The sequence below is a fragment of the Streptomyces sp. Ag109_O5-10 genome (assembly GCF_900105755.1).
Classification (GTDB): Bacteria; Actinomycetota; Actinomycetes; order Streptomycetales; family Streptomycetaceae; genus Streptomyces.
In genome coordinates this window covers 1,247,609-1,272,434 of sequence record NZ_FNTQ01000001.1, presented here as the reverse complement: position 1 = coordinate 1,272,434, position 24,826 = coordinate 1,247,609, and the positions used below count along the sequence as shown (strand labels likewise).

Below are 24,826 nucleotides of genomic sequence, written 5' to 3'. Positions count from 1 at the left end.
GGACCCTCCTCAGGAGCCGTCTGCCGAGACGGCTCCTGAGCCGCCGAGCCACTGGTGCACCTCCGCGCTGAGCGACCGCTGGAAGGCGGTCAGGAGCGCCTGGACCACCAGCGGCTGCATGTGCGAGGACAGGGACTTCACGTCCGCCTCGGTCCGCTCCGCCACCTCGGCCCGGAACAGCAGGGACAGCTCGCGCGCGGCCGCCCGCGCGTGCTCGGTCAGGACGGTGCGCGCGGCCAGGATCGCCTTCTCGGACAGCGGTACGTCGAGGAGCCGCACGGCGAGCCGGAGCAGGCCGGGGTCGATGCGGTAGCCGTCCCCGTCGGGTCGTACGACGTCCATGGCGACGAGCCGTTCCACGTCCTCCGTGTCCAGCGGCCGTCCGGCCCGCCGCCGCAGCTCGGCGGCCGTCACGGTCACCTCGGTGTCCGGCGCCCAGGAGGCGACCACGGCCCGATGGATGGCCAGGTCGTGGTGGCTCAGGCCGGGCGGCAGCTGCCGTAGGTAGCGTTCGATCGCCGCCAGTGTCATGCCCTGGTGCTGCAGCTCCTCGATCAGAGCCAGCCGGGCCAGATGGTCCCGGCCGTAGTGGCCCACCCGGCGCGGACCGATCACCGGAGGCGGCAGCAGCCCCTTGGTGCCGTAGAAGCGGACCGTGCGGACCGTGGTGCCGGCCCGCGCGGCCAGCTCGTCGATCGTGAGTGCCGGGTCCGTGGAACCGCCGTCGGTGTCGGTCGTCATGTGCAGCAGTATCGCTGTCACACCGGCACTGTGACACCGGACGGTGACCCAGATGTGTTCAACTGATGTTCATCTTCACGCCAACATCGTGACCTTGTGAGAAGTCCCGCTCTGTGATCTGCACCATCGCATACGCCCTGGTGTCCGGGGGAAAGTGGGCCTTGGTCTGTGCCCACCACCAAGCGCGCCGACCGCCTACATCCGGACACCCGAGCGTGACCCGTTCGGGCGCACCAGAGAGTGGAACCCCCCTGTGAGCAAGGACTCCGTGGACACGGCACAGGCTGCCGCCACCCGGACCGACGCGGCCCAGGCGCCCGCGGACGCGGGCGACGCCGGCTACAGCAAGGACCTCAAGGCCCGCCACGTCAACATGATCGCCGTCGGCGGCGCGATCGGCACCGGCCTCTTCCTGGGCGCCGGCGGCCGCCTTCACAACGCGGGCCCGGCCCTCGCCCTCGCCTACCTGGTCTGCGGCGTCTTCGCCTTCTTCGTGGTCCGCGCCCTCGGCGAGCTGGTCCTCTACCGTCCCTCCTCCGGTTCCTTCGTCTCGTACGCGCGTGAGTTCCTCGGCGAGAAGGGCGCGTACGTCGCCGGCTGGATGTACTTCCTGAACTGGTCGACCACCGGCATAGCCGACATCACGGCGATCGCGCTCTACACCCACTACTGGAGCATGTTCACGAGCATCCCCCAGTGGACGCTCGCGCTGATCGCCCTAGCCGTCGTCCTGGCGGTGAACCTGATCTCGGTGAAGATCTTCGGCGAGATGGAGTTCTGGTTCGCGATCATCAAGGTCGCGACCCTCGTCGGCTTCATGCTGATCGGCATCTTCCTGCTCGCCACCCAGCACAAGGTCGACGGCCGGACCCCCGGCGTGAGCGTCATCAGCGACCACGGCGGTGTCCTCCCGCACGGCCTGATGCCGGTCGTCCTGGTCATGCAGGGCGTGATCTTCGCGTACGCGGCCCTGGAACTGGTCGGCGTCGCGGCGGGCGAGACCGCCGCGCCCGAGAAGGTCGTCCCGCGCGCGGTGAACTCGATCATGTGGCGCGTCGGCCTCTTCTACGTGGGCTCGGTCGTCCTCCTGGCCCTCCTCCTCCCCGGCTCGGTCTACTCGGCCGACGAGAGCCCCTTCGTCACGGTCCTCTCCAAGATCGGCGTCTCGGGCGCCGGCGACGTGATGAACCTGGTGGTCCTCACCGCGGCGATGTCCTCGCTCAACTCCGGCCTGTACTCCACGGGCCGCATCCTGCGTTCCATGGCGGTGGCCGGTTCGGCCCCGAAGTTCACCGCGCGCATGAACCGCAGCCAGGTGCCCTACGGCGGCATCCTGCTGACCTGCGCGGTCTGCGTGCTCGGCGTCGGCCTGAACTACCTGGTGCCCAGCCAGGCCTTCGAGATCGTGCTGAACGTCGCCTCCCTCGGCATCATCAGCACCTGGGTGATCATCATGCTCTGCCACCTGATCTTCGTCCGCCGCGCGAAGGCCGGCCTGGTCGAGCGCCCCGCGTTCCGCCTCCGCCTCAGCCCGGTGACCGAGCTCACCACCATCGCCTTCCTGCTGGTCTGCCTCGGCATGATGGGGAACGACGCCGAGGTCGGCCGCAAGACCCTCCTGCTCATCCCGGTGATCGCCGTCCTCCTGGTGGCCGGCTGGTTCGGCGTCCGCCGCCGGGTCTCCCAGACGGCCGACAGGGAGCTGACCCAGCTCTCGGAGTAGCGGCCCGGCGCCGTTGTCAGAGGCATCGCCTAGGGTGGCGTCGTGGGGGAGATCACATACGTCCGAGGCGACGCCACCACACCGTCGGGCAAGGGCGTCAAGGTCATCGCTCACGTCTGCAACGACCTGGGCGGCTGGGGAAAGGGCTTCGTGCTGGCCCTCTCCCGCCGCTGGCCCGAGCCCGAGAAGGCATACCGGGCCTGGCACCGCGACCGCGCGAACAACGACTTCGGCCTGGGCGCCGTCCAGCTGGTCCAGGTCGAGCGCTACATCTGGGTGGCCAACATGATCGGCCAGCGGGGGACCAGGACCGGCAGCAAGGGCGTACCGGTCCGGTACGAGGCGATAGACACGGCGCTGGCCGAGCTCGCCGACGAGGTGCTCGATCGCGGCGCGTCCGTGCACATGCCCCGCATCGGCTGCGGCCTGGCGGGCGGCAAGTGGTCCCGGATCGAACCGGTGATAAACGAGCGGCTGGTGGCCCGCCGAATCCCGGTCACCGTGTACGACCACGGCGACGAAGCGCCCCGTTAGCCTGCTGGAGAGGCTGCGGACGGGCGCCCCTTCAGGGGCGCTGGGGGTCCCCCCGGCCACAGGCCGGGGGAGGAACTGCGCGACCGGCCCCCACCGGCCCGCAGCCCCCCACTCGGCGCACCCGGCACCGGCCCCTGCTCAGTGCAGGTCGTTCGTCGCCTCGATCCGCTTCCACGACTTCGGCCGGACCGGGGCCACCGCCGCCCTGAACGCGGGAGCCGCCGGCTTCGTCGGCTGGAACAGCCACGCGTCGAACAACCCGGACAGCGACTTCCCCGACACCTTCTCGGCGTACTCCTCGAAGTCCCCCACCGAAGCGTTCCCGTACGCGTGCTCCTTCGGCCACCCCTTCAGGATCGCGAAGAACGCGTCGTCCCCGACCGCGTTCCGCAGCGCCTGCACGGCCAGCGCCCCCCGGTCGTAGACAGCGATGTCGAACTGGTCGTCGGGACCGGGATCCCCCGGCTTCACCGTCCAGAACGCGTCGTCGGCCGGATGCGACGCGTACACGTAGTCGGCGAGCTCCTGCGTCGTGCCCTCGCCCTCGTGCTCCGACCACAGCCACTGCGCGTACCGGGCGAAGCCCTCGTTGAGCCAGATGTCCTTCCAGCCCTTGAGGGAGACGTCGTCGCCGTACCACTGGTGGGCCAGCTCGTGCACGACCACCGAGGTGTTGGAACCGTTCGCGAACTGCTTCGGGCTGTAGTAGACGCGGGTCTGCGTCTCCAGCGCGTACCCGGTGGTGGTGTTCGGCACGTACCCGCCGGCCGAACTGAAGGGATACGGCCCGAAGTAGCCGGAGAGCCAGTCGACGAGCTCCCCGGTGCGCTCCACGCTCGCCCGGGCCGCCCCGTCGTTGTCGCCGAGGTCCTTGCTGTAGGCGTTGACGACCGGCACCCCGCCCTCGGAGGTGCTCGTCGTGATGTCGAACTTCCCGACGGCCAGGGTGGTCAGGTAGGTCGCCTGCGGCTTGTTCTGCCGCCAGTTGTACCGGGTCCAGCCGAGCTTCGAACTCGTCGACTGGAGCAGGCCGTTGGAGATGACCTGGGTGCCGTCGGGGACCGCCACCGACACGTCGTAGGTCGCCTTGTCCAGCGGGTGGTCGTTGCTCGGGTACCACCACCACGCGGCCTCGGGCTCGTCCGCCGCGACCGCCCCGTCCGGGGTGCGGTGCCACGTGTTGAAGCCGTACGCGCTCTTGGTCGACGGCACCCCGCTGTAGCGGACCACGACGGTGACCTGCGTGCCCTTCGCCAGCGGCGACTTCGGGGTGACGACCAGTTCGTGCTGACCGGACGTGGCGAAGTCCGCCTTCACCCCGTTCACCCGCACCTCGCTGACGTCCAGCAGGAAGTCCAGGTCGAAGCTGGACAGGTCCTGCGTGGTCCGCGCCAGGATCGTTGCCGTACCGGCCAGTTCGTCGGTGGCCGGCTGGTACTGCAGGCGGAGGTCGTAGTGGGAGACGTCGTAACCGCCGTTGCCGTAGTACGGGTAGTAGGGGTCGCCGATGCCCGGCGCGCCGGGGCTGTAGCTCGCGGCCGATGCCGGGATCGCCAGCAGCAGGGAGGCCGCCGCGAGGGCGCCCGGCGCGAGGATTCTGCGGTGCAAGAGAACTCCAGGTCGGTAGGGGGCCGAGGCGCACCCGCCACACCGGGGCGGGCCGCGCCAAGTCGATGGAGCACGAAACTGTTCGGAGCCTATTCAGTCCCTGTGTCCCCTGGCCTGTCCATGGCACCTCCTGTCACACGATCGCCATTCGGCCGCAATCCGGCCTGACGGTCCCCCAGATGCCCCCTTCTGCACAGGAGTTGACCGGGGTAACGTCCGCCGCATGCCGAAACGCACGCGCTTCACGATCTGGAGACCGCTCGCCGTCGCGGCCGTCGCCGCCCTGATCGCCGCCTTCCTCACCCCGGTCGCGGCCCAGGCTTCCGGCGCCCCTCGCGAGAGCCGGCCCGTCTACTCGTACGCGAACGCCATCCGCGAGGCCGTCTGGGTGGACACCGGTCTCGACTCCGACGGCGACGGGAAGACCGACCGGGTCGCCGCCGACGTCGTCCGGCCCGCCGAACCCGCCGCGCAGGGCCGCAAGGTGCCGGTCATCATGGACGCCAGCCCCTACTACTCCTGCTGCGGCCGCGGCAACGAGAGCCAGTTGAAGACGTACGACGCCCACGGGAACGTCGTCCAGATGCCGCTCTTCTACGACAACTACTTCGTGCCCCGCGGCTACGCCGTCGTCGGCGTCGACCTGGCCGGCACCAACCGCTCCGACGGCTGTGTCGACGTCGGCGGCCGCTCCGACATCCAGTCCGCGAAGGCCGTCGTCGACTGGCTGAACGGCCGCGCGAAGGCGTACAGCAGCCGCACCGGCACCACCACCGTCAAGGCGAGCTGGACCAATGGCAGGACCGGAATGATCGGCAAGAGCTGGGACGGCACCATCGCCAACGGCGTGGCCGCCACCGGCGTCAAGGGGCTCAAGACGATCGTCCCGATCAGCGCCATCTCCTCCTGGTACGACTACTACTTCGCCCAGGGCGCCCCGCTCTACGACTCGGGCCCCGACTGGCTGGCGGGCGCGGTGGAGAGCGACGACGCCCAGGCCAAGTGCGGTGCCGTCCAGCAGAAACTGGTCGACGGCGCCCCGCGCAGCGGCGACTGGACCGGCCTGTGGACCGAACGCGACTACGTCAAGGACGCCTCCAAGGTGAAGGCGAGCGTCTTCCTCGTCCACGGCATGCAGGACCTCAACGTCCGCACCAAGCACTTCGGCCAGTGGTGGGACGCCCTCGCCAGGAACGGCGTCGAGCGCAAGATCTGGCTCTCCCAGACCGGACACGTCGACCCGTTCGACTACCGGCGGGGCGCCTGGGTCGACACCCTGCACCGCTGGTTCGACCACGAACTCCTCGGTTACGACAACGGCGTCGACCGCGAGCCCATGGCCGACATCGAGCGCCACCCCGACCAGTGGGTGACCTCCTCGGTCTGGCCGCCGCGCGGCACGCAGACCACCACCCTGCGCCCCGCCACCGGCACCCGGGCCGGCGTCGGCACCCTCGGCCTGCACAAGGGCTCCGGAACCGAGACGTTCACCGACGACCCGCAGCAGAGCGAGACCGACTGGGCGGCCCAGCTCGCCACCCCCACCTCGGAGAAGGCCGGCTTCCTCACCGCGCCGCTCACCCGGGACCTGCGGCTGTCCGGCTCGTCGAAGGTGACCGTCACCGCCACCCCGACCACCTCGACGGCCCACCTGACCGCCGTCCTGGTCGACCTCGGCCCGGACACCGTCCGCGACTACGCCGATGCCGCCGAGGGCATCACCACCCTCACCGACCGCACCTGCTGGGGCGAGAGCACGGCGGGCGACAGCGCCTGCTTCCGGAAGACGGCGGCGAAGACCAAGGCCGTCGACTTCACCGTCTTCAGCCGCGGCTGGGCCGACCTCGGCACCTACGCCGACCCCGGCAAGGGCGTCCCGCTCACCCCGGGCAAGGCCTACACGATCACGCTCGACCTGGCGGCCACCGACCACGTCGTGCCCAAGGGCCACCGCCTGGCGCTGATCGTCGCCGGCACGGACAAGGACCTCATCGACCCGCCGTCCACCACCCCGACGCTCACCGTGGACCTGTCCCGTACGACGGCCAGGGTCCCGCTGGTCGGCGGCGCGGCCGCGTTCACCCGCGCCACTTCCGCCCGGTGGACCGCCCCCGAGCCGAGGGCCCTGCACGGCCTGCGCACCCCGCGCACCGTCCAGCGCGTCCCCGCGGGCTGACCGTTCAGGCGGCCGGGCCGGTGTCCACCAGCCCGGCCGCCTCTCGCGCACAGCCCCAGGCGACGGTGACCCCGGCCCCGCCGTGCCCGTAGTTGTGGACCAGCACTCGGCCCTCCGGCCGGAGTTCGTGCTCCAGGCGGACCGCCGACCGGTACGGCCGCAGCCCCACCCGGTGCGCCAGCACCCGCGCCCCGCCGATCTCCGGCCGGACCGCCGCACAGCGCGCCACGATCCCGGCCGCGACCTCGGGATCCGGCTCCAGCGACCAGGCGTCCTCCTCCGCCGTCCCCCCGAGCAGCAGCCCGCCGGGCTGCGGGAAGAAGTAGGCGGACGCGCCCCCGGCCACCTCGTCGGACGTGTACCAGGTGGTGATGCCCGGGTTCTCCACCACGACCAGCTGCCCGCGCACCGGACGCACCGCCGGATCCGGGACCAGCGAACGGGCCCCGAGCCCGGTGCAGTTGACCACGACCCGCGCGGGCACCTCGTCCAGCGCGCCCACCGTCCGCTCCTCGACCGTCCCGCCCGCGCGCTCCAACCGCTCCCGCAGCCACGCCAGATGGACCGGCATGTCGATCAACGGCAGCCGGGCCGCCACACCTTCCGCGGTCTCGGTCAGCCCCGGCACCTCGGCCGCCCACGAACCCAGCCCGTCCAGCCGCAGGCCGTCGTGTACGCCCTCGACCAGGCGTACGCCCGTCTCCTCCGGCCGCGCCGCCAGCGCCTCGTACACGACGAGGGAGGCGAGCGACCACTGCCCGACCAGCGTCTCCGGCTCGATGCGGTACGGCCACCACAGCGCGCCGGCGACCGCCGAGGTCGTACGCCCGCCGGTCTCCCGGGCCCACACCCGCACCCGGCGCCCGCTCTCGGCCAGCACCACCGCCGTGGTCAGTCCGGCCACCCCGCCGCCGACCACGATCACTTCGTCACTCAGCTCAGGCTGCACACGGCGACGTTAGCGGAATATGTCATGCCGCGCTCAGATCGTCCCGCTCTGGGGATACTCACAGCATGTCTGCCGCATACGCGACCTTCGGCCTGGCCCCGGCGATGCGCGCCGGCGGTGTCCGCGCCGACGGCGGCTACCAGCTCCACCGGGACTTCGTGGACTTCGTCGTCGACGGTCACCCGCTGCTGTTCCAGCTCTCCGACCTGGACGCCGTCTCCCCGCTCGCCTCCGACGTCCCGCCCGCGATCTTCACCGCCCAGGTCCGCAGTCTCTTACTGGAGTCCGAGCCCCCGCTGCCCGACGGCCGGTACGTCGTCTACGGCTGCCCCGAGTGCCAGGACCTGGCCTGCGGCGCGGTCACCGCGGTCATCGAGCACGACGGCGACGACTACATCTGGCGGGACTTCGCCTGGCAGACCTCCGAACACGTGGACCTGGAGCTCAACGGCTATCACGGCATCGGCCCGTTCCGCTTCCGCGGCCCCGAGTACCGCGAGGCCCTCGGCGCGCTCCTGGCCGACTCCGGCCCGCCGCCCGGCCGCCGGGTGCTGCTGATCGGCGCCCGTGTCGCCCTCCTCGCCAAACTGGCCGCCGCCCTGCGCACCATCGGCATCGGCGCCGACATCACCCGCGACGCGGACGGCGTGCCCGCCGAGGAGCTCCGCGGCTACGCGGCCGTCGTCTTCGGCCCCGCGGCCGGCCAGTCCGAGCGGACCGCCGTACGTCAGGCGTTCGAACGGGCGGGTGTGCCTGTCGCCTACGTCGACGGACTCGCCCCGATCGTCCCGCTCCTCGTCGCCCAGATCGAACACGTCCTCGACCGCAGCCCGATCCCGCAGCGCCGGCTGGCCGGCCTGGCCGCCGCCGACGGCACCGTCGGCTTCGAGGTCACCTCACCCTGCCGGGTCCGGCTCACGTCGTACCGCCTCGACCGCCTCTCCCGCCCCCGCGCCCACGAACTCTTCGACGGCGTCCTGGAACCCGGCCGCCACCGCATCCCGCTGGACGGCAGGGCGGCCAAGGACGGCTCCTACGTCGTGGCCCGCAGCTCCGGGAGCGTACTGGTGGCGGCCCTGGAGCGCTGACCGGGGGAGACGGGGCTGAGGGCGGGCCGGCCGGGCCCATTAGGATCGGCGTCCTGATGACTGCCACCCTCGTCGCCAAGAACCTCGCCGCCGGGCACGGCGACCGCTCGCTCTTCTCCGGGCTCGACCTCGTCGTCGCGCCCGGTGACGTGATCGGTCTGGTCGGTGCCAACGGCGCGGGCAAGTCCACCCTGCTCCGGCTGCTCGCCGGGCTCACCGCCCCCGAGCACGGCGAACTGCGTCTGTCCCCGCCGACGGCGAGCGTCGGCCACCTGCCCCAGGAGCCGGAGCGGCGGCCCGGCGAGACCGTCCGGGCCTTCCTCGCCCGGCGCACCGGGGTCGCCGAGGCACAGCGGGTGATGGACGAGGCGACCCAGGCCCTGGTCGACGGCGCACCGGGCGCCGACGACGCCTACGCCGTCGGCCTGGAGCGCTGGCTCGACCTCGGCGGCGCCGACCTGGACGAGCGCGCCGAGGAAATCGCCGACTCCCTCGGCCTGGCCGTCGACCTCGACCAGCCGATGACCGCCCTCTCCGGCGGCCAGGCCGCCCGCGCCGGCCTCGCCTCCCTGCTCCTCTCCCGCTACGACGTCTTCCTCCTCGACGAGCCCACCAACGACCTCGACCTGGACGGCCTGGAACGCCTCGAACGGTTCGTGACCGGCCTGCGCGCCGGCACGGTCGTCGTCAGCCACGACCGCGAGTTCCTCACCCGCACGGTCACCAAGGTCCTCGAACTCGACCTCGCCCAGCAGCAGATCCGCCTCTACGGCGGTGGTTACGACGCCTACCTGGACGAACGCGACGTGGCCCGCCGGCACGCCCGCGAGGACTACGAGGAGTACGCCGACAAGAGGTCCGCCCTCCAGGACCGGGCCCAGATGCAGCGTTCCTGGATGGACAAGGGCGTCAAGAACGCCCGGCGCAAGGCGTCCAACGACAACGACAAGATCGGCCGCAAGTTCCGCAGCGAGGCCAGCGAGAAGCAGGCCGCCAAGGCCCGCCAGACCCAGCGCATGATCGAACGCCTGGAGGTCGTCGAGGAGCCCCGCAAGGAGTGGGAACTGCGCATGGAGATCGCGACGGCCCCGCGCTCCGGCGCCGTCGTCGCCACCCTGCGGGACGCGGAGGTACGGCGCGGCGACTTCACCTTCGGCCCGGTCTCCCTCCAGATCGACTGGGCGGACCGGGTCGCGGTCACCGGCGCCAACGGCGCGGGCAAGTCGACGCTGCTCGCCGCGCTGCTCGGCCGGGTGCCCCTGGACGCCGGGCACGCGGCCCTCGGCTCGGGCGTGCTGGTCGGCGAGGTCGACCAGGCCCGCAAGCTGTTCCACGGCACCGAGTCCCTGCTGGACGCCTTCAGCGCGGCGGTCCCGGACACCGAACCGGTCGAAGTCCGCACCCTGCTGGCCAAGTTCGGCCTCAAACACGACCACGTGCTCCGATCGGCGGTCACCCTCTCCCCGGGCGAACGCACCCGCGCCGCCCTGGCACTGCTGCAGGGCCGGGGCGTCAACCTGCTGATCCTGGACGAGCCGACGAACCATCTCGACCTCCCCGCGATCGAGCAGCTGGAGTCCGCCCTCGACACCTACGAGGGCACCCTCCTCCTGGTCACCCACGACCGCCGCATGCTCGACGCGGTCCGCGTCACCCGCCGCCTGGAGGTCGCGGCGGGCAAGGTGACGGAACGCTGACCGCTGGGGGAGGAACCGCGCGGGCAACCACAACGCACCCGCGGCCGCCCGACAACCCGACCCGGCCCCCTACACCCGGCAGGAGACAGGCCATGAGCACATCGCCGAAACGGTCGGCCCCGCGGATCGTGAACGAACAGGACGTTCTCGCCCAGCTGCGCGGCACCCAGGACCGCATCGCCGACGCGATCACCGCCTTCGCCGGCACCATGACGTTCGTCTACCTGCACGCCCTGTGGTTCGCGGTCTGGATCGTCTGCAACGAGGGCGTGCTCGGCAAGGGCGCGATCTGGGACCCGTTCCCCTTCGGCCTGCTCACCATGATCGTCAGCCTGGAGGCGATCTTCCTGTCCACGTTCGTGATGGTGAGCCAGAACCGCCAGGCCGCCCGCGAGAACGTCCGTGCCGACCTGGACTTCGAGACCAACGTGCGCTCGGAGGTGTGGTCCATCCACATAGGTCGCGCCCTCGGCGTCGACCCACTGGAGGTCGAGAAGCGCGTCCAGGACCTGCTCACGGAGAACCGCGCCCGGATGAACGGCACCGCCCAGCCGCCGAAGGAGACATGATCCGTCAGGCGGTGGCGCCGAAGGCGGTGACGTCGAGCCAGTCGTCGCAGGCGCACAGATGTGACGCCGATTTGACATGCCCCTTTCGCCTCGGGTTCACCGGCCGCGCCGCCCCGCCTCCCCGGCCGCCCGCTCCACGCGGTCCCGGTGCTCGGCCCAGGCCTCCGCGTCGCCGGGCGCCATGTTGGCACCGTTCACCCGCTGCCCCGTCGCCCCGTCGACGAGCTCGCGCACGATGTCGGCGTGACCGGCGTGCCGCTGGGTCTCGGCGACCATGTGGGTGAGGACGCGGTGGAGGGTGATCTCCTTCGGCGGGTCGACGGGCAGGCGGCCGACCGCGTCCAGGGGAAGGGCGGCGATCGTCTCGTCCGAGTGGGTCCGGATCCGCTGGTAGACCCCGACCAGCTCTTCGCGCGTCTCGTCGGCCCGCGCCCACAGATCTCCGTTGGGTTCCGTGTCGCCGGTGAACCACAGCCTCGGTGCTCCGTCGAAGGGACGCCCGAACGCCGCTCCGAAGTACCAGGCCTCGGCACCGGCGAGATGCTTGACCAAGCCCAGCAGATTCGTGCCGGTGGGAGTCAGCGGACGCCGGATGTCGTACTCGGACAGCCCCTCCAGCTTCCACACCAGCACGTCACGGGCGTCCTGGAGGTACGTATGGAGATCGGCCTTGAAGTCAGCTCCGGTCATGGGGCCAGTCTGCGCATCAGGAGATCTTTGTCCAGGGAATTGGCCGGCGCGCGACGGTGCCCGGCGAGGGCAACGCATCCCGTCAGGGGCGCCGGAACACCCCTGGCAGAAGGCCGGGGGAGGAACTGCGCGACCGGCCACGACGGACCCGCAGCTCCCCAGCACCCCCGGAAGGCGCCGTCAAGGCCCGGTCAGCGCTTCCCGTCCTTGCCGCCCAGCAGCCCGGCCCGGCGCAGAGCATCGGCCATCGCGCTGTTCGCCGGAGCGGGCGCGGACGCCTGACGAGCTCCGCCGCCCTGCCGCTGCTGCTGTTGCCGCTGCTGCGGCGGACGGCCGCCCCGCTGGCGCCGTTCGCCGCCGTCGCCCTGTCGGCCGCCCTGCTGCGGAGCTGCTTCGTCGTCCAGCCGCAGCGTCAGCGAGATCCGCTTGCGCGGGATGTCCACGTCGAGGACCTTCACCTTGACGATGTCACCCGGCTTCACCACGTCCCGCGGGTCCTTGACGAAGGTCTTGGACAGCGCGGAGACGTGCGCCAGACCGTCCTGGTGCACGCCGACGTCGATGAACGCGCCGAATGCCGCCACGTTCGTCACCACGCCCTCCAGGACCATCCCGGAGGACAGGTCGGAGATCTTCTCGACGCCCTCCTTGAAGGTGGCCGTCCTGAACGCCGGACGCGGGTCGCGCCCGGGCTTCTCCAGCTCCTTGAGGATGTCGGTGACGGTCGGCAGACCGAACGTCTCGTCCACGAAGTCCGACGGCCGCAGCGAGCGCAGCACACCCGTGTTGCCGATGAGCGCGGCCACCTCCTGGCCCGACGTCTTCACCATCCGCCGGACGACGGGGTACGCCTCCGGGTGGACGCTCGACGCGTCCAGCGGGTCGTCGCCGCCGCGGATGCGCAGGAAGCCCGCGCACTGCTCGTACGCCTTCGGGCCGAGCCGGGCCACGTTCTTCAGCTGGCTGCGGGAGGTGAACGGGCCGTTGGCGTCGCGGTGGGCGACGATGTTCTCGGCGAGTCCGGAGGTGATGCCGGAGACCCGGGCGAGGAGCGGGGCCGACGCCGTGTTGACGTCCACGCCCACGCCGTTCACACAGTCCTCGACCACCGCGTCCAGCGAGCGGGACAGCTTCACCTCGGACAGGTCGTGCTGGTACTGGCCGACGCCGATCGACTTGGGGTCGATCTTCACCAGCTCGGCCAGCGGGTCCTGGAGCCGGCGGGCGATGGAGACGGCGCCGCGCAGCGACACGTCCATGTCGGGCAGCTCCTGGGAGGCGAAGGCGGAGGCCGAGTACACGGACGCGCCGGCCTCGGACACCATCACCTTGGTGAGCTTCAGGTCCGGGTGCCTGGTGATGAGCTCACCGGCGAGCTTGTCGGTCTCGCGGGACGCCGTGCCGTTGCCGATCGCGACCAGGTCGACCGCGTGCTCCTTGGCGAGCCGGGCCAGCTTGGCGATCGCCTCGTCCCATTTGTTGGCCGGGACGTGCGGGTAGATGACGTCGGTGGCGACCACCTTGCCGGTGGCGTCGACGACGGCGACCTTCACACCGGTCCGGAAACCGGGGTCCAGGCCCAGCGTCGCGCGCGTGCCGGCCGGGGCGGCGAGCAGCAGGTCGCGCAGGTTCGCCGCGAACACGTTGACCGCCTCGTCCTCGGCGGCCGTGCGCAGCCGCAGCCGCAGGTCGATGCCGAGGTGGACGAGGAGCCGGGTGCGCCAGGCCCAGCGGACCGTGTCCGTCAGCCACTTGTCGGCCGGCCGGCCCCGGTCGGCGATCCCGAACCTGTGGGCGACGATCCCCTCGAACGAGGACGGGCCCTCGGTCGGCTCCTCCGGCTCCAGGACGAGGTCGAGGACCTCCTCCTTCTCGCCGCGCAGCATCGCCAGGATGCGGTGCGAGGGCAGGTCGGTGAAGGGCTCGGTGAAGTCGAAGTAGTCGGCGAACTTCGCGCCCGCCTCCTCCTTGCCGTCCCGCACCTTCGCGGCGAGCCGGCCGCGCACCCACATGCGCTCGCGCAGCTCACCGATGAGGTCGGCGTCCTCCGAGAAACGCTCGGTGAGGATCGCGCGGGCACCGTCCAGGGCGGCCTGCGGATCGGCGACGCCCTTGTCGGCGTCGACGAAGGCGGCGGCGGCCGCCAGTGGCTCCACGCCCGGGTCCCCGAGCAGCCCCTCGGCCAGCGGCTCGAGGCCGGCCTCCCGCGCGATCTGCGCCTTGGTCCGCCGCTTCGGCTTGTACGGCAGGTAGATGTCCTCCAGCCGCGCCTTGGTCTCGGCGCCCCGGATCTGCGCCTCCAGCTCGGCGGTGAGCTTGCCCTGCTCGCGCACCGACTCCAGGATCGCGGTCCGCCGCTCCTCCAGCTCCCGCAGGTAGCGCAGCCGCTCCTCGATCGTGCGCAGCTGCGCGTCGTCGAGCATCTCGGTCGCTTCCTTGCGGTAGCGGGCGATGAAGGGCACCGTCGAACCGCCGTCGAGCAGCTCCACGGCAGCCTTGACCTGCCGCTCCCGTACGCCGAGCTCCTCGGCGATCCTGCCTTCGATGGACCCTGGAACCAGGGACCCGGGTGTCGTCACGATCCCGTACCGCCTTCTCCACTGAGGTTGCGCCGCAATTGTGGCAGGTGACACCGACAACCGGGCCTCAGGGCGCCGTTCCACGACACGGACACACCACGAATCCCCCGCACGCCCGACGATCCATTCGCACACCCAAACGAACCAGACAAACAAACCGCCCCCAACCCGACGGCCCTCTCCCGGCGACCCGTCCGCTTCGGGCGATCCGCCGGCCTCCCACAATCCGCCGCGACGGCGCTCAGCCACCACGACACGGTCCGGCGGTGCCGAACCCTGTCGGGCGAGGGGACAGGCCCGCCCAGATGGCCCGCTGCCGACAACCGTCCGCTCCCGGAAACCCGTCCGCTCCCGGAGCTCCACCCGCCTCCCACAATCCGCCGCGACGGCGCTCAGCCACCAGGGCGTGGTCCGGCGGTGCCGAACCCTGTCGGGCGAGGGGACAGGCCCGCCCAGACGGCCCGCTGCCGACAACCCGTCCGCTCCCGGAAACCCGTGCGCTCCCGGCGATCCAACCGCCTCCCACATTCCGCCGCGACGGCGCTCAGCCGCGACGGTGCGGTCCGGTGGCGCCGGGCCGGCCGGGCACCGGCCCGCGTCCCCGCCGCGTCACCCCTTGCCGAGGAGGTCCGCGGGGAACGCCCCCGCGGCCACCGCCGCCCGCGCGAAGTCCGCCGCGAGTTCGGTTAGGCGGGCGACGCCGTCGGTTCCCAGGTGCTCGTAGGGTGCCTGGTCCAGGCGGTCCGTCTCCGTCTCGATCTCCGCCCGCAGGGCCACCCCCGCCTCGGTCAGCTCCCCCGCCGCGTCGAGGAGGCCGCGGTCCCGCAGCCGTTCCGCCGCCGCGTCCCAGTCGTCCTGGTTCCAGCCGCGCGTGGCGAAGACCCACTTCGGGGCCATGCCCTTGCCCGTCGCCGTGTGCGTCACCACCGCCTCGAGACCGTCGAGACCGGCCGCCAGCAGCACCGCGAGGTGACCGTCGCCGCGATGCTCGCGCAGCAGCGTGCTCGCGTACCAGTAGGCGAGGTGGGGCTCCTGAGGCACCGGCAGGTCGGCATGGGCCGCGTACAGCGGGCGGCCGGAGCGCGCGCAGGCCTCGGTGGCGCGCAGCGCGAGCCGCGCGGCCTCGGCCATCCGGTCGGAGGCCACCGCGTCCGCGCCGAGCAGCCGCCGCATCGACCCGTCGACGGCACGCGCGCGTGCGGCGAGGACGTCCTTCGGGGACGCGGTCTCCCAGACGGCCGGCACGTGCCGGGCCACCAGCTCGTACTTGTAGTTGTAGAACGTCGCCGTCACCGTGCCGGCCCCGACCGGCCCCAACGCGGCCGCCCGCACCGCGAAGTTGACGGCCCGCGGATGGGTGACCCCGAGCGCGGCCAGTTCCTCGGCCAGCTCGGGGCTGAAGAAGTGGGTCGCGTGCAGGGAGTTGAGCAGGGTGTGGCAGCGGCGGCCGGCGCGCGGCTCCAGGACGGCGGTTGTCATGGCGGCACGCTACTTACTGGTTGGTACGGACTTCCAGTGCCCGGACCGGGGCCGGCGCCGTACGCCGTGCGGGATGGCAGGAAAGGTGGGCTGCTCGTCATTGCGGCCATCGCCGTACCGGCCAATAATCGACGACATGGCGCAGCGAACCGTTCTCGTCGTTCTCTTCGACGGAGTCCAGAGCCTCGACGTCACCGGCCCGGTGGAGGTCTTCACGGGTGCCGACACCCAGACCCCGGGCAGCTACCGGATCCGTACCGCCTCCCTGGACGGCGCTCCCGTGCGCACCTCCAGCGGGCTGACGGTCGTACCGGACCAGACCCTGGCCGGCGCGTCCGACCCGCACACCCTGCTCGTCCCGGGCGGGCAGGGCACCCGGCGGCCCGACCCGGAACTGGTGGCGTGGCTGCGGGCGCACGGGCCGCTGGCCGCGCGGCTGGTCTCCGTCTGCACCGGCGCCGTCCTGCTCGCCGCCGCCGGGCTCCTGGACGGGCACCGGGCGACCACCCACTGGGCGTACTGCGACAGGCTGGCGCGGGATCACCCCGCCGTCGAGGTCGACCCCGACCCGATCTACGTCCGGGACGGCCACGTCGCCACCTCGGCCGGCGTCACCTCCGGCATCGACCTCGCGCTCGCGCTGGTCGAGGAGGACCTCGGCCGGGACGTCGCGCTCACCGTCGCCCGGCACTTGGTGGTGTTCCTGCGCAGACCCGGCAACCAGGCCCAGTTCAGCGCCCAGCTCGCCGCCCAGACCGCGCAGCGCGCACCGCTGCGCGAGGTTCAGCAGTGGATCACCGAGCACCCGGACGACGACCTGAGCGTCGAGGCCCTGGCCGCCCGCGCGGCGCTCTCGCCCCGCCACTTCGCCCGCGCCTTCCAGGCCGAGACCGGGACGACACCCGGCCGCTACGTCGACCGGGTCCGGCTGGAACACGCCCGGCGGCTGCTTGAGGACACCGGCGACGGCGTCGAGGAGGTCTCCCGCGCCAGCGGCTACGGCACGCCCGAGGCGATGCGCCGCGCCTTCCTCCGGACCCTCGGCGCGACCCCCGCCGAATACCGGCGCCGGTTCAGCCCGGCACCCGTCGGCCCACCCCGTTAGGAGAGCCATGCAGATCGCGATCGCCCTCTACGACCGCTTCACCGCCCTCGACGCCGTGGGCCCCTACGAGACCCTGGGCCGGATCCCGGACGCCGAGATCGTCTTCGCGGCCGAGCAGGCCGGCCCCGTCCGCACCGACAACGGGCAGCTCGCCCTGACCGCGGCGAAGACCTTCGGCGAGGTGCCGCACCCCGATGTCGTGGTCGTCCCGGGCGGCCCCGGCCAGACCGCCCAGATGACGAACCCGGCCCTCCTCGACTGGATCCGCGCCGCCGACGCCACCAGCACCTGGACGACCTCCGTGTGCACCGGCTCCCTGCTGCTGGCCGCCGCGGGCCTCCTCGGCGGACGGCGGGCCACCTCGCACTGGCTGGCCCTCGACGAGCTGCGCGGGTTCGGCGTCGAACCGACGGGGGAACGGGTCGTCCTCGACGGCAAGTACGTCACCGCGGCCGGTGTCTCCGCGGGCATCGACATGGGCCTGACCCTGATCGGCAGGATCTCCGGGGACGCGGTCGCGCAGGCGGTGCAGCTCGGGATCGAGTACGACCCGCAGCCGCCCTACGACGCGGGTTCCCCGCAGAAGGCGCCCGCCGAGGTCGTCGGCCTGCTCCGCTCGAGGAGCCGGTTCATCCTCGGGGCGGAGCTGCCCACGTGAACCGCGGCTGACGGCGCTCCAGGAAGGCGGCGACCCCTTCGGCGGTGTCGCCGCTGCCGCGCGCCTGCTCCGCCCAGTGCGCGTCCCGGTCCGTACGGCCGTCGGCGAACTCCTTCGCGGCGGCCTGCGTCAGCTGCGAGCGGGCGGCCAGGATCGGGGTGAACTCGGCCACCCGCTTGTCCAGTCCGCCCTCCGGCAGCACCTCGTCGACCAGACCGGTGCGCAGCGCCCGCTCCGCGTCGATCAGCTCGCCGGAGAAGAGCAGGTACTTGGTGGCGGCCGGGCCGACGAGGGAGACCAGGCGGCGGGTGGAGGCGGCCGGGTAGACGATGCCGAGTTTGGCCGGTGTCACCCCGAACAGCGCGCCCTCCTCGGCGAACCGCAGGTCGCAGGCGGCGGCGAGCTGCGAGCCGCCGCCGACACAGTGGCCGCGCACGGCGGCGAGGGTCGGCTTGGGGAACGCGGCGAGGGCCTCCTCGGCGGCGACGGCGAGGGACTGTGCCTCGGCGGGGGAACCCCGGAGGGTGGAGATGTCGGCGCCGGCGCAGAAGGTGCCGCCCTCGCCGGTGAGCACCAGGGCCCGCACTGCGGGGTCGGCCGCGAGGCCGTCGAGGAGCGGCGGGAGGGTGCGCCACATCTCCGCGGTCATCGCGTTGCGTTTGGCCGGGTTGCCGATGACTACCGTGGCGACGGCTTCTTCGACCTGGTGGGTGAGGCGGGGCTCCATGGCCGGGATGCTATAGGCGCGGGCCGGCCGTGCCCCTGGCGGCCGCCGTCGCATCTCCCGGAAAGTTCTCATACCCGTACAACACGAATAGTTCGCGAAGTCGGCATTGAGGGGGGCAAGAGTCGTTCCACAACTGACCTTGTCATACGCCAACGGTCAGATCCGCTCGATATTCGCTGACTTGTGTTCAGTTCTCCGGGGCGGAGCGGGTCGTTGCCAACACTCGACGTGTGGTGACAATCGAGCGCGAGGGTGGCGACCGGACGATGGAGAACCACGGGCGCGGGCACGACCCGCGTCCAGAGGGAGGCGGCCCGCCGCCGGATCCGCTGCCGTACGAAGGAGTCTGGCGGTTCACCGCCCCCGCCGTGGACGCCTCGGTCCCGCAGGCGCGGCGCGCCGTACGGGACCTGCTCCAGCGCCAGGGCGTCCCGGTCTCGGAGGACCTGGTGTACGGGCTGTTGCTGATCGTCTCCGAGCTGGTCACCAACGCGGTCAAGCACGCGGCGCTGCTGTCGCCGGTGCTCGCCGTGGAGGTCGCCGTCGGCGCCGAGTGGGTGCGGGTGTCGGTGGAGGACAACCATCCCTACCGCCCGACCGCGCTGGAGGCCGACCACGGCCAGACCGGCGGCCGGGGGCTGCTGCTGGTGCGGGAGGTGGCCCGGGAGGCGGGCGGGGTCGTGGACGTGGAGCACACGTCGAGCGGCGGCAAGGTGATCTGGGCCGCCCTGCCGCTCAAACCCGCGACGCTGCCCTGAGCGGCCGGTTCACCAGCCCGCGGACGGGCCCGTCAGCTCCCGGATCGCCGGGCGGGCCGCGTCCAGCACGGTCATGAACCAGGACGAGAAGGGGTCCTTCGCGTGCCGCTCGGCCAGCTCGGCGGCCGTCACGAAGACGGTCGCCTCGACCTCCTCCGGGTCCGGCGCGAGCGTCGCCTGCACCATGCCGACGAACAGGTGGTTGAACTCCTGCTCCACCAGGCCGGAGGCCGGGTCCGGATGGTTGTAGCGGACCGTGCCCGCCTCGGCGAGCAGCGAAGGGGAGACGCCCAGCTCCTCGAAGGTCCGCCGGGCCGCCGCCGCGAAGGGCGCCTCGCCGGGGTAGGGGTGGCCACAGCAGGTGTTGGACCACACTCCGGGGGAGTGGTACTTGCCCAGGGCCCGCTGCTGGAGCAGCAGCCTGCCGTGTTCGTCGAAGAGGAAGACGGAGAACGCCCGGTGCAGCTGCCCGGGCGGCTGGTGCGCGGCCAGCTTCTCCGCGGTGCCGATGGTCACACCCTTCTCGTCGACGAGTTCAAGGAAAATCGCGTCTGCGGTCCCTTCCGACGTGCTGTGCGTCGCGGTGGCAGGTGTGATCGGCATACCCATCCTTCGCCTCGGTCTTCGCACCAAGTCTGCCGTACGAATCCGACACTCCCGGCACTTCCCGGCACGGGCACGCCGGAAGAGGGACCCGGTACTTGATCGTGCCCTACGGGTGCGAGAGGGAACCGCCCGGGGGTCTCGAACACAAGGACGCCGGGGGAGTGCGGAGCGCTGCGTTCCGGGGCTGCGGGCCCGGCGGGGTCAGTCGCAGAGCCGGGCCTCGTGCTCCGCGTGCCCGCCCGGCTCCAGCTGGAAGGTGCAGTGCTCCACGTCGAAGTGGTGGCCCAGGCAGCCCTGCAGCTCGTGCAGCATCTTCTCGTGGCCGATGGCGCTCAGCGCGTCCGAGCGGACCACCACGTGCGCCGAGAGCACCGGCATCCCCGAGGTGATCGTCCAGGCGTGCAGGTCGTGGACGTCCTCCACGCCGTCGAGCGCCAGGATGTGCGACCGTACCTCCGCCATGTCGACGTCCCGCGGCGCCGCCTCCAGCAGGACGTCCAGGGTCTCGCGCAGCAGTTTCAGCGTCCTCGGCACGATCATCAGGCCGATCACCAGCGAGGCGATCGGGTCGGCCGCCTGCCAGCCGGTGGTGAGGATCACCACCGCCGAGATCAGCACGGCCAGCGAGCCCAGCGCGTCGGCCGCCACCTCCAGGAAGGCACCGCGCACGTTCAGACTCTCCTGCTGGCCGCGCACCAGCAGCGTGAGCGAGATCATGTTGGCGACCAGACCGATCAGGCCGAACACGATCATCTGGCCGCCGTGCGTGTCCGCGGGCGTGAGGAACCGCTGGACCGCCTCGTACAGCACGTAGCCACCGACCACGAGCAGCAGCAGGCAGTTCGCCAGGGCGGCGAGGATCTCGGCGCGGGCGAGGCCGAAGGTGCGGTTGGTGCTCGGCGGGCGGTTGGCGAAGTGGATCGCCAGCAGGGCCATGCCCAGGCCCAGCGCGTCGGTCGCCATGTGGGCCGCGTCCGCGATCAGCGCGAGCGAGTCGGCCACCAGGCCGCCGGCGATCTCGACCACCATCACCCCGAGGGTGATGGCAAGCGCCACCCGGAGCCGGCCGCGGTACGCCGCCGCGGCCGTACCGGTGGGCGGCGCGTGGCTGTGGCTGTGACCGTGGTCGTGCCCTGCCCCCATGGGATAAGCCTCCTGTGTTCGCCCGGGATCACAGTGAACTACGGGTGGGGGGTATCCGGCAACGCGGCACTGAACACCGTTGTCATGTGCCCTGACCTGCGGAAACGAATCCCAGGTCGGGGAAGCCTCAGTTGCCTCCGGGCCCGGGCGGGGCAGCGCGGGCGACCGGCCGGGGGCCCGCGGACCCGTGTCCCCAATGCCCGTTCTGCGAGCGCCATTTGTGGGCCGGGGCCCGGATCGCGGATGATGATCTCGGCAAAGGCAGGGGCAGAGCGGGCCGACCGTGCCGTGAACGGCCGGTGAACAAGCAGTCCTCACCATCCGATAACCTCTGCCGAATGCCGTCCGGGGGCCACAGGCACACCCCGCCCCACCACGCAGCAGACCGGCGCCCGGACGCCGGCACCCAGGGAGTGAGTTCGGTTGTCGACCGCCATCGTCACCGGTCCGCCGGTGCCCGGATCGTCACTGGAGAGCGATCTGCGGGCGCTCGGCTTCGAGGTGCGGACGGCGTCGGACACCACCGAGGCCGAAGCCCTGCTGACGGCCGTACCCGCCGACCGGCGCGTCGCCGTCGTCGACGCCCGCTTCGTCGGTCATGTGCACGCCCTGCGCCTCGGCCTCACCGACCCCCGCTTCCCGCTCGCCGCGATCCCCGGCGCCGTCACCGCCCAGCCCGCCGCCCGGCCGGCCCTGGCCCGGGCGCTGGCCCGGGAGGCCGCCGCCGGCGGCGCCACCGCCCTCGCCGTGGACGGCCTGGTCACCGCCCTGGACGCCGACGTCCACCACCCCGAGCTGGGCAGCCTGGTCGCCGCCGTCCCCACCGACCCGCAGGCCCGCAACGAGGCCCGGCAGGCCGTCGCCGCCGTGGACGACGAGGCGATACGTCTCAAGTCGGCCGTGAAGTCCCGGGACGGCTTCTTCACCACCTTCTTCGTCAGCCCGTACTCGCGGTACATCGCCCGCTGGTGCGCCCGGCGCGGACTGACCCCCAACCAGGTCACCACCGCCTCGCTGCTCACCGCCCTGATCGCCGCGGGCTGCGCGGCCACCGGCACCCGGGCCGGCTTCGTCGCCGCGGGCGCCCTGCTGGTCTTCTCGTTCGTCCTGGACTGCACCGACGGCCAGCTCGCCCGCTACTCCCTGCAGTACTCCACCCTCGGCGCCTGGCTGGACGCCACCTTCGACCGGGCCAAGGAGTACGCCTACTACGCGGGCCTCGCCCTGGGCGCCGCCCGCGGTGGCGACGACGTGTGGGCCCTCGCCCTCGGCGCGATGATCCTGCAGACCTGCCGGCACGTGGTCGACTTCTCCTTCAACGAGGCCAACCACGACGCCACCGCCAACACCAGCCCCACCGCCGCCCTCTCCGGGAGGCTCGACAGCGTCGGCTGGACGGTCTGGGTGCGCCGGATGATAGTCCTGCCCATCGGCGAACGATGGGCACTGATAGCCGTCCTCACGGCCGCCACCACCCCGCGGATCACGTTCTACGTGCTGCTGATCGGCTGCGCCTTCGCCGCCACCTACACCACGGCCGGACGGGTGCTGCGGTCGCTGACCCGGAAGGCCAGGCGGACGGACCGGGCGGCGCGGGCCCTCTCGGACCTGGCGGACAACGGTCCGCTCGCCGGGTTCGTGTCCCGCACCCTGCACGCCCCGCTCGGCTCCCCCTTCCTGGTGGCCCTGGCCGGCGTGGCGATTCTCACCGTCTCCCTCTTCTCCGGCGTGACGTGGGCCCCGGTCGCGGGCGCCGTCGTCTACGCCCTGGCCGCCGGCCAGGCCCTGGCCCGGCCCCTCAAGGGCGCTCTCGACTGGCTGGTCCCGCCCCTCTTCAGGGCCGCCGAGTACGGCACGGTGCTCGTCCTCGCGAGCAAATCCGGGGTGAACGGAACCCTTCCCGCGGCTTTCGGTCTGGTGGCCGCCGTCGCCTACCATCACTACGACACGGTGTACCGCATCCGCGGCGACGCCGGGGCGCCGCCGGCCTGGCTGGTACGTGCCGTCGGGGGGCAGGAGGGGCGGACGCTGCTCGTCACCGTCCTGGCCGCGGTGCTCACCGCCGCGCAGTTCAAGGCCGCACTCACGGTCCTCGCCGTGGTCGTGGCCGGGCTGGTGCTCGTCGAGAGCATCCGCTTCTGGGTGTCCGCAGGGGCGCCCGCCGTTCACGACGAAGGAGAACCCGCATGATCGGCCTCGTGCTGGCGGCCGGCGCCGGACGGCGTCTGCGCCCCTACACCGACAGCCTGCCCAAGGCGCTGGTGCCGGTGGGGCCCGCCGGGATAGAGGACTCGATCACGGTGCTCGACCTGACCCTCGGCAACTTCGCCGAGATCGGCCTGACCGAGGTCGCGATCATCGTCGGCTACCGCAAGGAGGCCGTCTACGAACGCAAGGCGGCCCTGGAGGCCAAGTACGGGCTCAAGCTCACCCTCATCGACAACGACAAGGCCGAGGAGTGGAACAACGCCTACTCCCTGTGGTGCGGCCGTGACGCCCTCAAGGACGGTGTGATCCTCGCCAACGGCGACACCGTGCACCCCGTCTCCGTCGAGAAGACGCTGCTCGCCGCCCGCGGCGACGGCCGGCGGATCATCCTCGCCCTGGACACCGTGAAGTCCCTCGCGGACGAGGAGATGAAGGTCGTCGTCGACGCCGACAAGGGCATGACGAAGATCACCAAGCTGATGGACCCGGCCGAGGCCACCGGCGAGTACATCGGCGTCACCCTCATCGAGGGCGACGCCGCGCCCGAGCTGGCCGAGGCGCTGAAGGCGGTCTGGGAGACCGACCCGCAGCAGTTCTACGAGCACGGCTACCAGGAACTGGTCAACCGCGGCTTCCGCATCGACGTCGCGCCGATCGGCGACGTCCGCTGGGTCGAGATCGACAACCACGACGACCTCGCCCGGGGACGGGAGATCGCGTGCCAGTACTGACCCGGCTGATCCCCTCACCGGTCGTCGTCGACATCCGCCCGGGTGCCCTCGACGACCTCGCGGGGGTGCTCGCCGACGAACGCATCTCGCACTCCGGCCGGCTCGCCGTCGCCGTCAGCGGCGGCTCCGGCGCGCAGCTGCGCGAGCGCGTCTCGCCGAGCCTGCCGGGCGCCACCTGGTACGAGGTCGGCGGCGGCACCCTCGACGACGCCATCCGGCTGGCCGGGGAGATCAAGGCCGGCCGCTACGACGCGGTCGTCGGCCTCGGCGGCGGCAAGATCATCGACTGCGCCAAGTTCGCGGCGGCGCGGGTCGGCCTGCCGCTGGTCGCCGTGCCGACGAACCTCGCGCACGACGGCCTGTGCTCGCCCGTCGCCACCCTCGACAACGACGCGGGCCGCGGTTCGTACGGCGTGCCGAACCCGATCGCGGTCGTCATCGACCTCGACGTCGTCCGGGAGGCCCCGGCCCGCTTCGTGCGCTCCGGGATCGGCGACGCCGTCTCCAACATCTCGGCGATCGCGGACTGGGAGCTGTCCCACCGCGTCACCGGCGAGAAGATCGACGGTCTGGCGGCCGCCATGGCCCGCCAGGCCGGCGAGGCGGTGCTGCGCCACCCCGGCGGCATCGGCGAGAACGACTTCCTGCAGGTCCTCGCCGAGGCGCTGGTGCTCAGCGGGATCGCCATGTCGGTGTCGGGCGACTCCCGTCCGTCCTCCGGCGCCTGCCACGAGATCAACCACGCCTTCGACCTGCTCTTCCCGAGGCGTGCAGCCAGCCACGGCGAGCAGTGCGGGCTCGGCGCGGCCTTCGCGATGTACCTGCGCGGAGCCCACGAGGAGTCCGCGTTCATGGCCGATGTGCTGCGCCGGCACGGACTGCCGGTGCTGCCTGAGGAGATCGGCTTCACCGTGGACGAGTTCGTCCGGGTCGTCGAGTTCGCCCCGGAGACCCGGCCCGGCCGCTACACCATCCTCGAACACCTCGACCTCAAGACCCACCAGATCAAGGACTTCTACGTCGACTATGTCAAGGCCATCGGTAGCTGAACTCCGTC

At 72.0% G+C, this 24,826-nt stretch carries 21 protein-coding genes; 12 read left to right on the top strand and 9 right to left on the bottom strand.

What is annotated here, in order from left to right; translation table 11 throughout:
* Positions 1 to 9: 9 nt before the first annotated feature.
* Complete coding sequence (locus BLW82_RS05960) at positions 10 to 741, bottom strand: MerR family transcriptional regulator (protein ID WP_093497810.1); 732 nt, start codon at positions 739 to 741, stop codon at positions 10 to 12.
* Positions 742 to 994: 253 nt separating this feature from the next.
* Between BLW82_RS05960 and BLW82_RS05955 the strand changes: the two genes are divergently transcribed.
* On the top strand, positions 995 to 2,464 hold the full coding sequence (locus tag BLW82_RS05955) for an amino acid permease (protein WP_093497809.1): 1,470 nt from the start codon (positions 995 to 997) through the stop codon (positions 2,462 to 2,464).
* Between the two features lie 42 nt (positions 2,465 to 2,506).
* Positions 2,507 to 2,998, top strand: a complete 492-nt coding sequence (locus tag BLW82_RS05950; protein WP_093497808.1) for a macro domain-containing protein — start codon at positions 2,507 to 2,509, stop codon at positions 2,996 to 2,998.
* Positions 2,999 to 3,136: 138 nt separating this feature from the next.
* Here the strand turns inward: BLW82_RS05950 and BLW82_RS05945 are convergent, their stop codons facing one another.
* On the bottom strand, positions 3,137 to 4,606 hold the full coding sequence (locus BLW82_RS05945; RefSeq protein ID WP_093497807.1) for a M1 family metallopeptidase: 1,470 nt from the start codon (positions 4,604 to 4,606) through the stop codon (positions 3,137 to 3,139).
* A 223-nt stretch (positions 4,607 to 4,829) separates the two neighbouring features.
* On the opposite strand from BLW82_RS05945, the gene BLW82_RS05940 reads away from it, so the two are divergent.
* Positions 4,830 to 6,782, top strand: a complete 1,953-nt coding sequence (locus tag BLW82_RS05940; RefSeq protein ID WP_093497806.1) for a Xaa-Pro dipeptidyl-peptidase — start codon at positions 4,830 to 4,832, stop codon at positions 6,780 to 6,782.
* Between the two features lie 4 nt (positions 6,783 to 6,786).
* On the opposite strand, the gene BLW82_RS05935 is transcribed toward BLW82_RS05940, so the two are convergent.
* Positions 6,787 to 7,731: an FAD-dependent oxidoreductase gene (locus BLW82_RS05935; RefSeq protein ID WP_256215661.1), complete on the bottom strand. Its 945-nt coding sequence runs from the start codon at positions 7,729 to 7,731 to the stop codon at positions 6,787 to 6,789.
* 65 nt (positions 7,732 to 7,796) lie between these two features.
* Between BLW82_RS05935 and BLW82_RS05930 the strand changes: the two genes are divergently transcribed.
* The 3 genes from BLW82_RS05930 (at position 7,797) to BLW82_RS05920 (ending at position 11,085) form a co-directional block, all read left to right on the top strand.
* A complete protein-coding gene (locus tag BLW82_RS05930) occupies positions 7,797 to 8,819 on the top strand; it encodes an oxidoreductase (protein WP_093497804.1) in 1,023 nt (340 codons plus the stop codon).
* Between the two features lie 56 nt (positions 8,820 to 8,875).
* Positions 8,876 to 10,516, top strand: a complete 1,641-nt coding sequence (locus BLW82_RS05925; protein WP_093497803.1) for an ABC-F family ATP-binding cassette domain-containing protein — start codon at positions 8,876 to 8,878, stop codon at positions 10,514 to 10,516.
* Between the two features lie 92 nt (positions 10,517 to 10,608).
* Positions 10,609 to 11,085 carry a DUF1003 domain-containing protein gene (locus BLW82_RS05920; RefSeq protein ID WP_093497802.1) on the top strand — a complete coding sequence of 159 codons (477 nt, stop codon included), beginning with the start codon at positions 10,609 to 10,611 and terminating at the stop codon, positions 11,083 to 11,085.
* A 96-nt stretch (positions 11,086 to 11,181) separates the two neighbouring features.
* Here the strand turns inward: BLW82_RS05920 and BLW82_RS05915 are convergent, their stop codons facing one another.
* The 3 genes from BLW82_RS05915 to BLW82_RS05905 all read right to left on the bottom strand — a co-directional run bounded on the left by BLW82_RS05915 (position 11,182) and on the right by BLW82_RS05905 (position 15,833).
* Positions 11,182 to 11,775 (bottom strand): DinB family protein, encoded by a 594-nt coding sequence (locus BLW82_RS05915; protein ID WP_093497801.1) that lies wholly within the window; start codon positions 11,773 to 11,775, stop codon positions 11,182 to 11,184.
* Positions 11,776 to 11,966: 191 nt separating this feature from the next.
* Positions 11,967 to 14,354, bottom strand: a complete 2,388-nt coding sequence (locus BLW82_RS05910; protein ID WP_093497800.1) for a Tex family protein — start codon at positions 14,352 to 14,354, stop codon at positions 11,967 to 11,969.
* 609 nt (positions 14,355 to 14,963) lie between these two features.
* Positions 14,964 to 15,833 (bottom strand): SCO6745 family protein, encoded by an 870-nt coding sequence (locus BLW82_RS05905; RefSeq protein WP_093497799.1) that lies wholly within the window; start codon positions 15,831 to 15,833, stop codon positions 14,964 to 14,966.
* Positions 15,834 to 15,969: 136 nt separating this feature from the next.
* Here BLW82_RS05905 and BLW82_RS05900 point away from each other — a divergent pair, with 136 nt between their 5' ends.
* Together BLW82_RS05900 and BLW82_RS05895 are read left to right on the top strand one after the other, a co-directional pair.
* Entirely contained in the window at positions 15,970 to 16,938 is a 969-nt protein-coding gene (locus BLW82_RS05900; RefSeq protein ID WP_093497798.1) for a GlxA family transcriptional regulator, read from the top strand.
* Positions 16,939 to 16,945: 7 nt separating this feature from the next.
* A complete protein-coding gene (locus BLW82_RS05895; protein WP_093497797.1) occupies positions 16,946 to 17,596 on the top strand; it encodes a DJ-1/PfpI family protein in 651 nt (216 codons plus the stop codon).
* Here BLW82_RS05895 and BLW82_RS05890 read toward each other — a convergent pair.
* Entirely contained in the window at positions 17,568 to 18,323 is a 756-nt protein-coding gene (locus BLW82_RS05890) for an enoyl-CoA hydratase/isomerase family protein (RefSeq protein WP_093497796.1), read from the bottom strand. The two genes, BLW82_RS05895 and BLW82_RS05890, sit on opposite strands and share 29 nt — an antisense overlap.
* A 266-nt stretch (positions 18,324 to 18,589) precedes the next feature.
* Here BLW82_RS05890 and BLW82_RS05885 point away from each other — a divergent pair, with 266 nt between their 5' ends.
* Positions 18,590 to 19,081, top strand: coding sequence for an ATP-binding protein (locus BLW82_RS05885; RefSeq protein WP_093507881.1), 492 nt, complete (start codon positions 18,590 to 18,592; stop codon positions 19,079 to 19,081).
* Positions 19,082 to 19,090: 9 nt separating this feature from the next.
* Here the strand turns inward: BLW82_RS05885 and idi are convergent, their stop codons facing one another.
* Together idi and BLW82_RS05875 are read right to left on the bottom strand one after the other, a co-directional pair.
* Complete coding sequence (gene idi, locus BLW82_RS05880; protein ID WP_093497795.1) at positions 19,091 to 19,684, bottom strand: isopentenyl-diphosphate Delta-isomerase; 594 nt, start codon at positions 19,682 to 19,684, stop codon at positions 19,091 to 19,093.
* Between the two features lie 204 nt (positions 19,685 to 19,888).
* The gene (locus tag BLW82_RS05875; RefSeq protein WP_093497794.1) at positions 19,889 to 20,830 is read right to left on the bottom strand and encodes a cation diffusion facilitator family transporter; all 942 of its coding nucleotides are present in this window, start codon (positions 20,828 to 20,830) and stop codon (positions 19,889 to 19,891) included.
* Between the two features lie 423 nt (positions 20,831 to 21,253).
* Here BLW82_RS05875 and BLW82_RS05870 point away from each other — a divergent pair, with 423 nt between their 5' ends.
* The 3 genes from BLW82_RS05870 to BLW82_RS05860 are packed head-to-tail and all read left to right on the top strand — an operon-like array spanning position 21,254 to position 24,818.
* Positions 21,254 to 23,020, top strand: a complete 1,767-nt coding sequence (locus BLW82_RS05870; RefSeq protein ID WP_093497793.1) for a DUF5941 domain-containing protein — start codon at positions 21,254 to 21,256, stop codon at positions 23,018 to 23,020.
* Positions 23,017 to 23,769, top strand: a complete 753-nt coding sequence (locus BLW82_RS05865; protein ID WP_093497792.1) for a phosphocholine cytidylyltransferase family protein — start codon at positions 23,017 to 23,019, stop codon at positions 23,767 to 23,769. Before BLW82_RS05870 ends, BLW82_RS05865 begins: the two co-directional genes overlap by 4 nt.
* A complete protein-coding gene (locus BLW82_RS05860; protein ID WP_093497791.1) occupies positions 23,757 to 24,818 on the top strand; it encodes an iron-containing alcohol dehydrogenase family protein in 1,062 nt (353 codons plus the stop codon). The genes BLW82_RS05865 and BLW82_RS05860 overlap by 13 nt, the downstream gene beginning before the upstream one ends.
* Positions 24,819 to 24,826 lie beyond the last annotated feature (8 nt).

Excerpts from the sequence above, each read along its gene's own strand:
- BLW82_RS05905 (WP_093497799.1), bottom strand. The coding sequence starts at position 15,833 with ATGACAACCGCCGTCCTGGAGCCGCGCGCCGGCCGCCGCTGCCACACC.
- BLW82_RS05885 (WP_093507881.1), top strand. The coding sequence starts at position 18,590 with ATGGAGAACCACGGGCGCGGGCACGACCCGCGTCCAGAGGGAGGCGGC.
- BLW82_RS05865 (WP_093497792.1), top strand. The coding sequence starts at position 23,017 with ATGATCGGCCTCGTGCTGGCGGCCGGCGCCGGACGGCGTCTGCGCCCC.
- BLW82_RS05960 (WP_093497810.1), bottom strand. The coding sequence starts at position 741 with ATGACGACCGACACCGACGGCGGTTCCACGGACCCGGCACTCACGATC.
- BLW82_RS05900 (WP_093497798.1), top strand. The coding sequence starts at position 15,970 with ATGGCGCAGCGAACCGTTCTCGTCGTTCTCTTCGACGGAGTCCAGAGC.
- BLW82_RS05925 (WP_093497803.1), top strand. The coding sequence starts at position 8,876 with ATGACTGCCACCCTCGTCGCCAAGAACCTCGCCGCCGGGCACGGCGAC.
- BLW82_RS05920 (WP_093497802.1), top strand. The coding sequence starts at position 10,609 with ATGAGCACATCGCCGAAACGGTCGGCCCCGCGGATCGTGAACGAACAG.
- BLW82_RS05930 (WP_093497804.1), top strand. The coding sequence starts at position 7,797 with ATGTCTGCCGCATACGCGACCTTCGGCCTGGCCCCGGCGATGCGCGCC.
- BLW82_RS05890 (WP_093497796.1), bottom strand. The coding sequence starts at position 18,323 with ATGGAGCCCCGCCTCACCCACCAGGTCGAAGAAGCCGTCGCCACGGTA.
- BLW82_RS05895 (WP_093497797.1), top strand. The coding sequence starts at position 16,946 with ATGCAGATCGCGATCGCCCTCTACGACCGCTTCACCGCCCTCGACGCC.
- idi (WP_093497795.1), bottom strand. The coding sequence starts at position 19,684 with ATGCCGATCACACCTGCCACCGCGACGCACAGCACGTCGGAAGGGACC.
- BLW82_RS05940 (WP_093497806.1), top strand. The coding sequence starts at position 4,830 with ATGCCGAAACGCACGCGCTTCACGATCTGGAGACCGCTCGCCGTCGCG.
- BLW82_RS05915 (WP_093497801.1), bottom strand. The coding sequence starts at position 11,775 with ATGACCGGAGCTGACTTCAAGGCCGATCTCCATACGTACCTCCAGGAC.
- BLW82_RS05875 (WP_093497794.1), bottom strand. The coding sequence starts at position 20,830 with ATGGGGGCAGGGCACGACCACGGTCACAGCCACAGCCACGCGCCGCCC.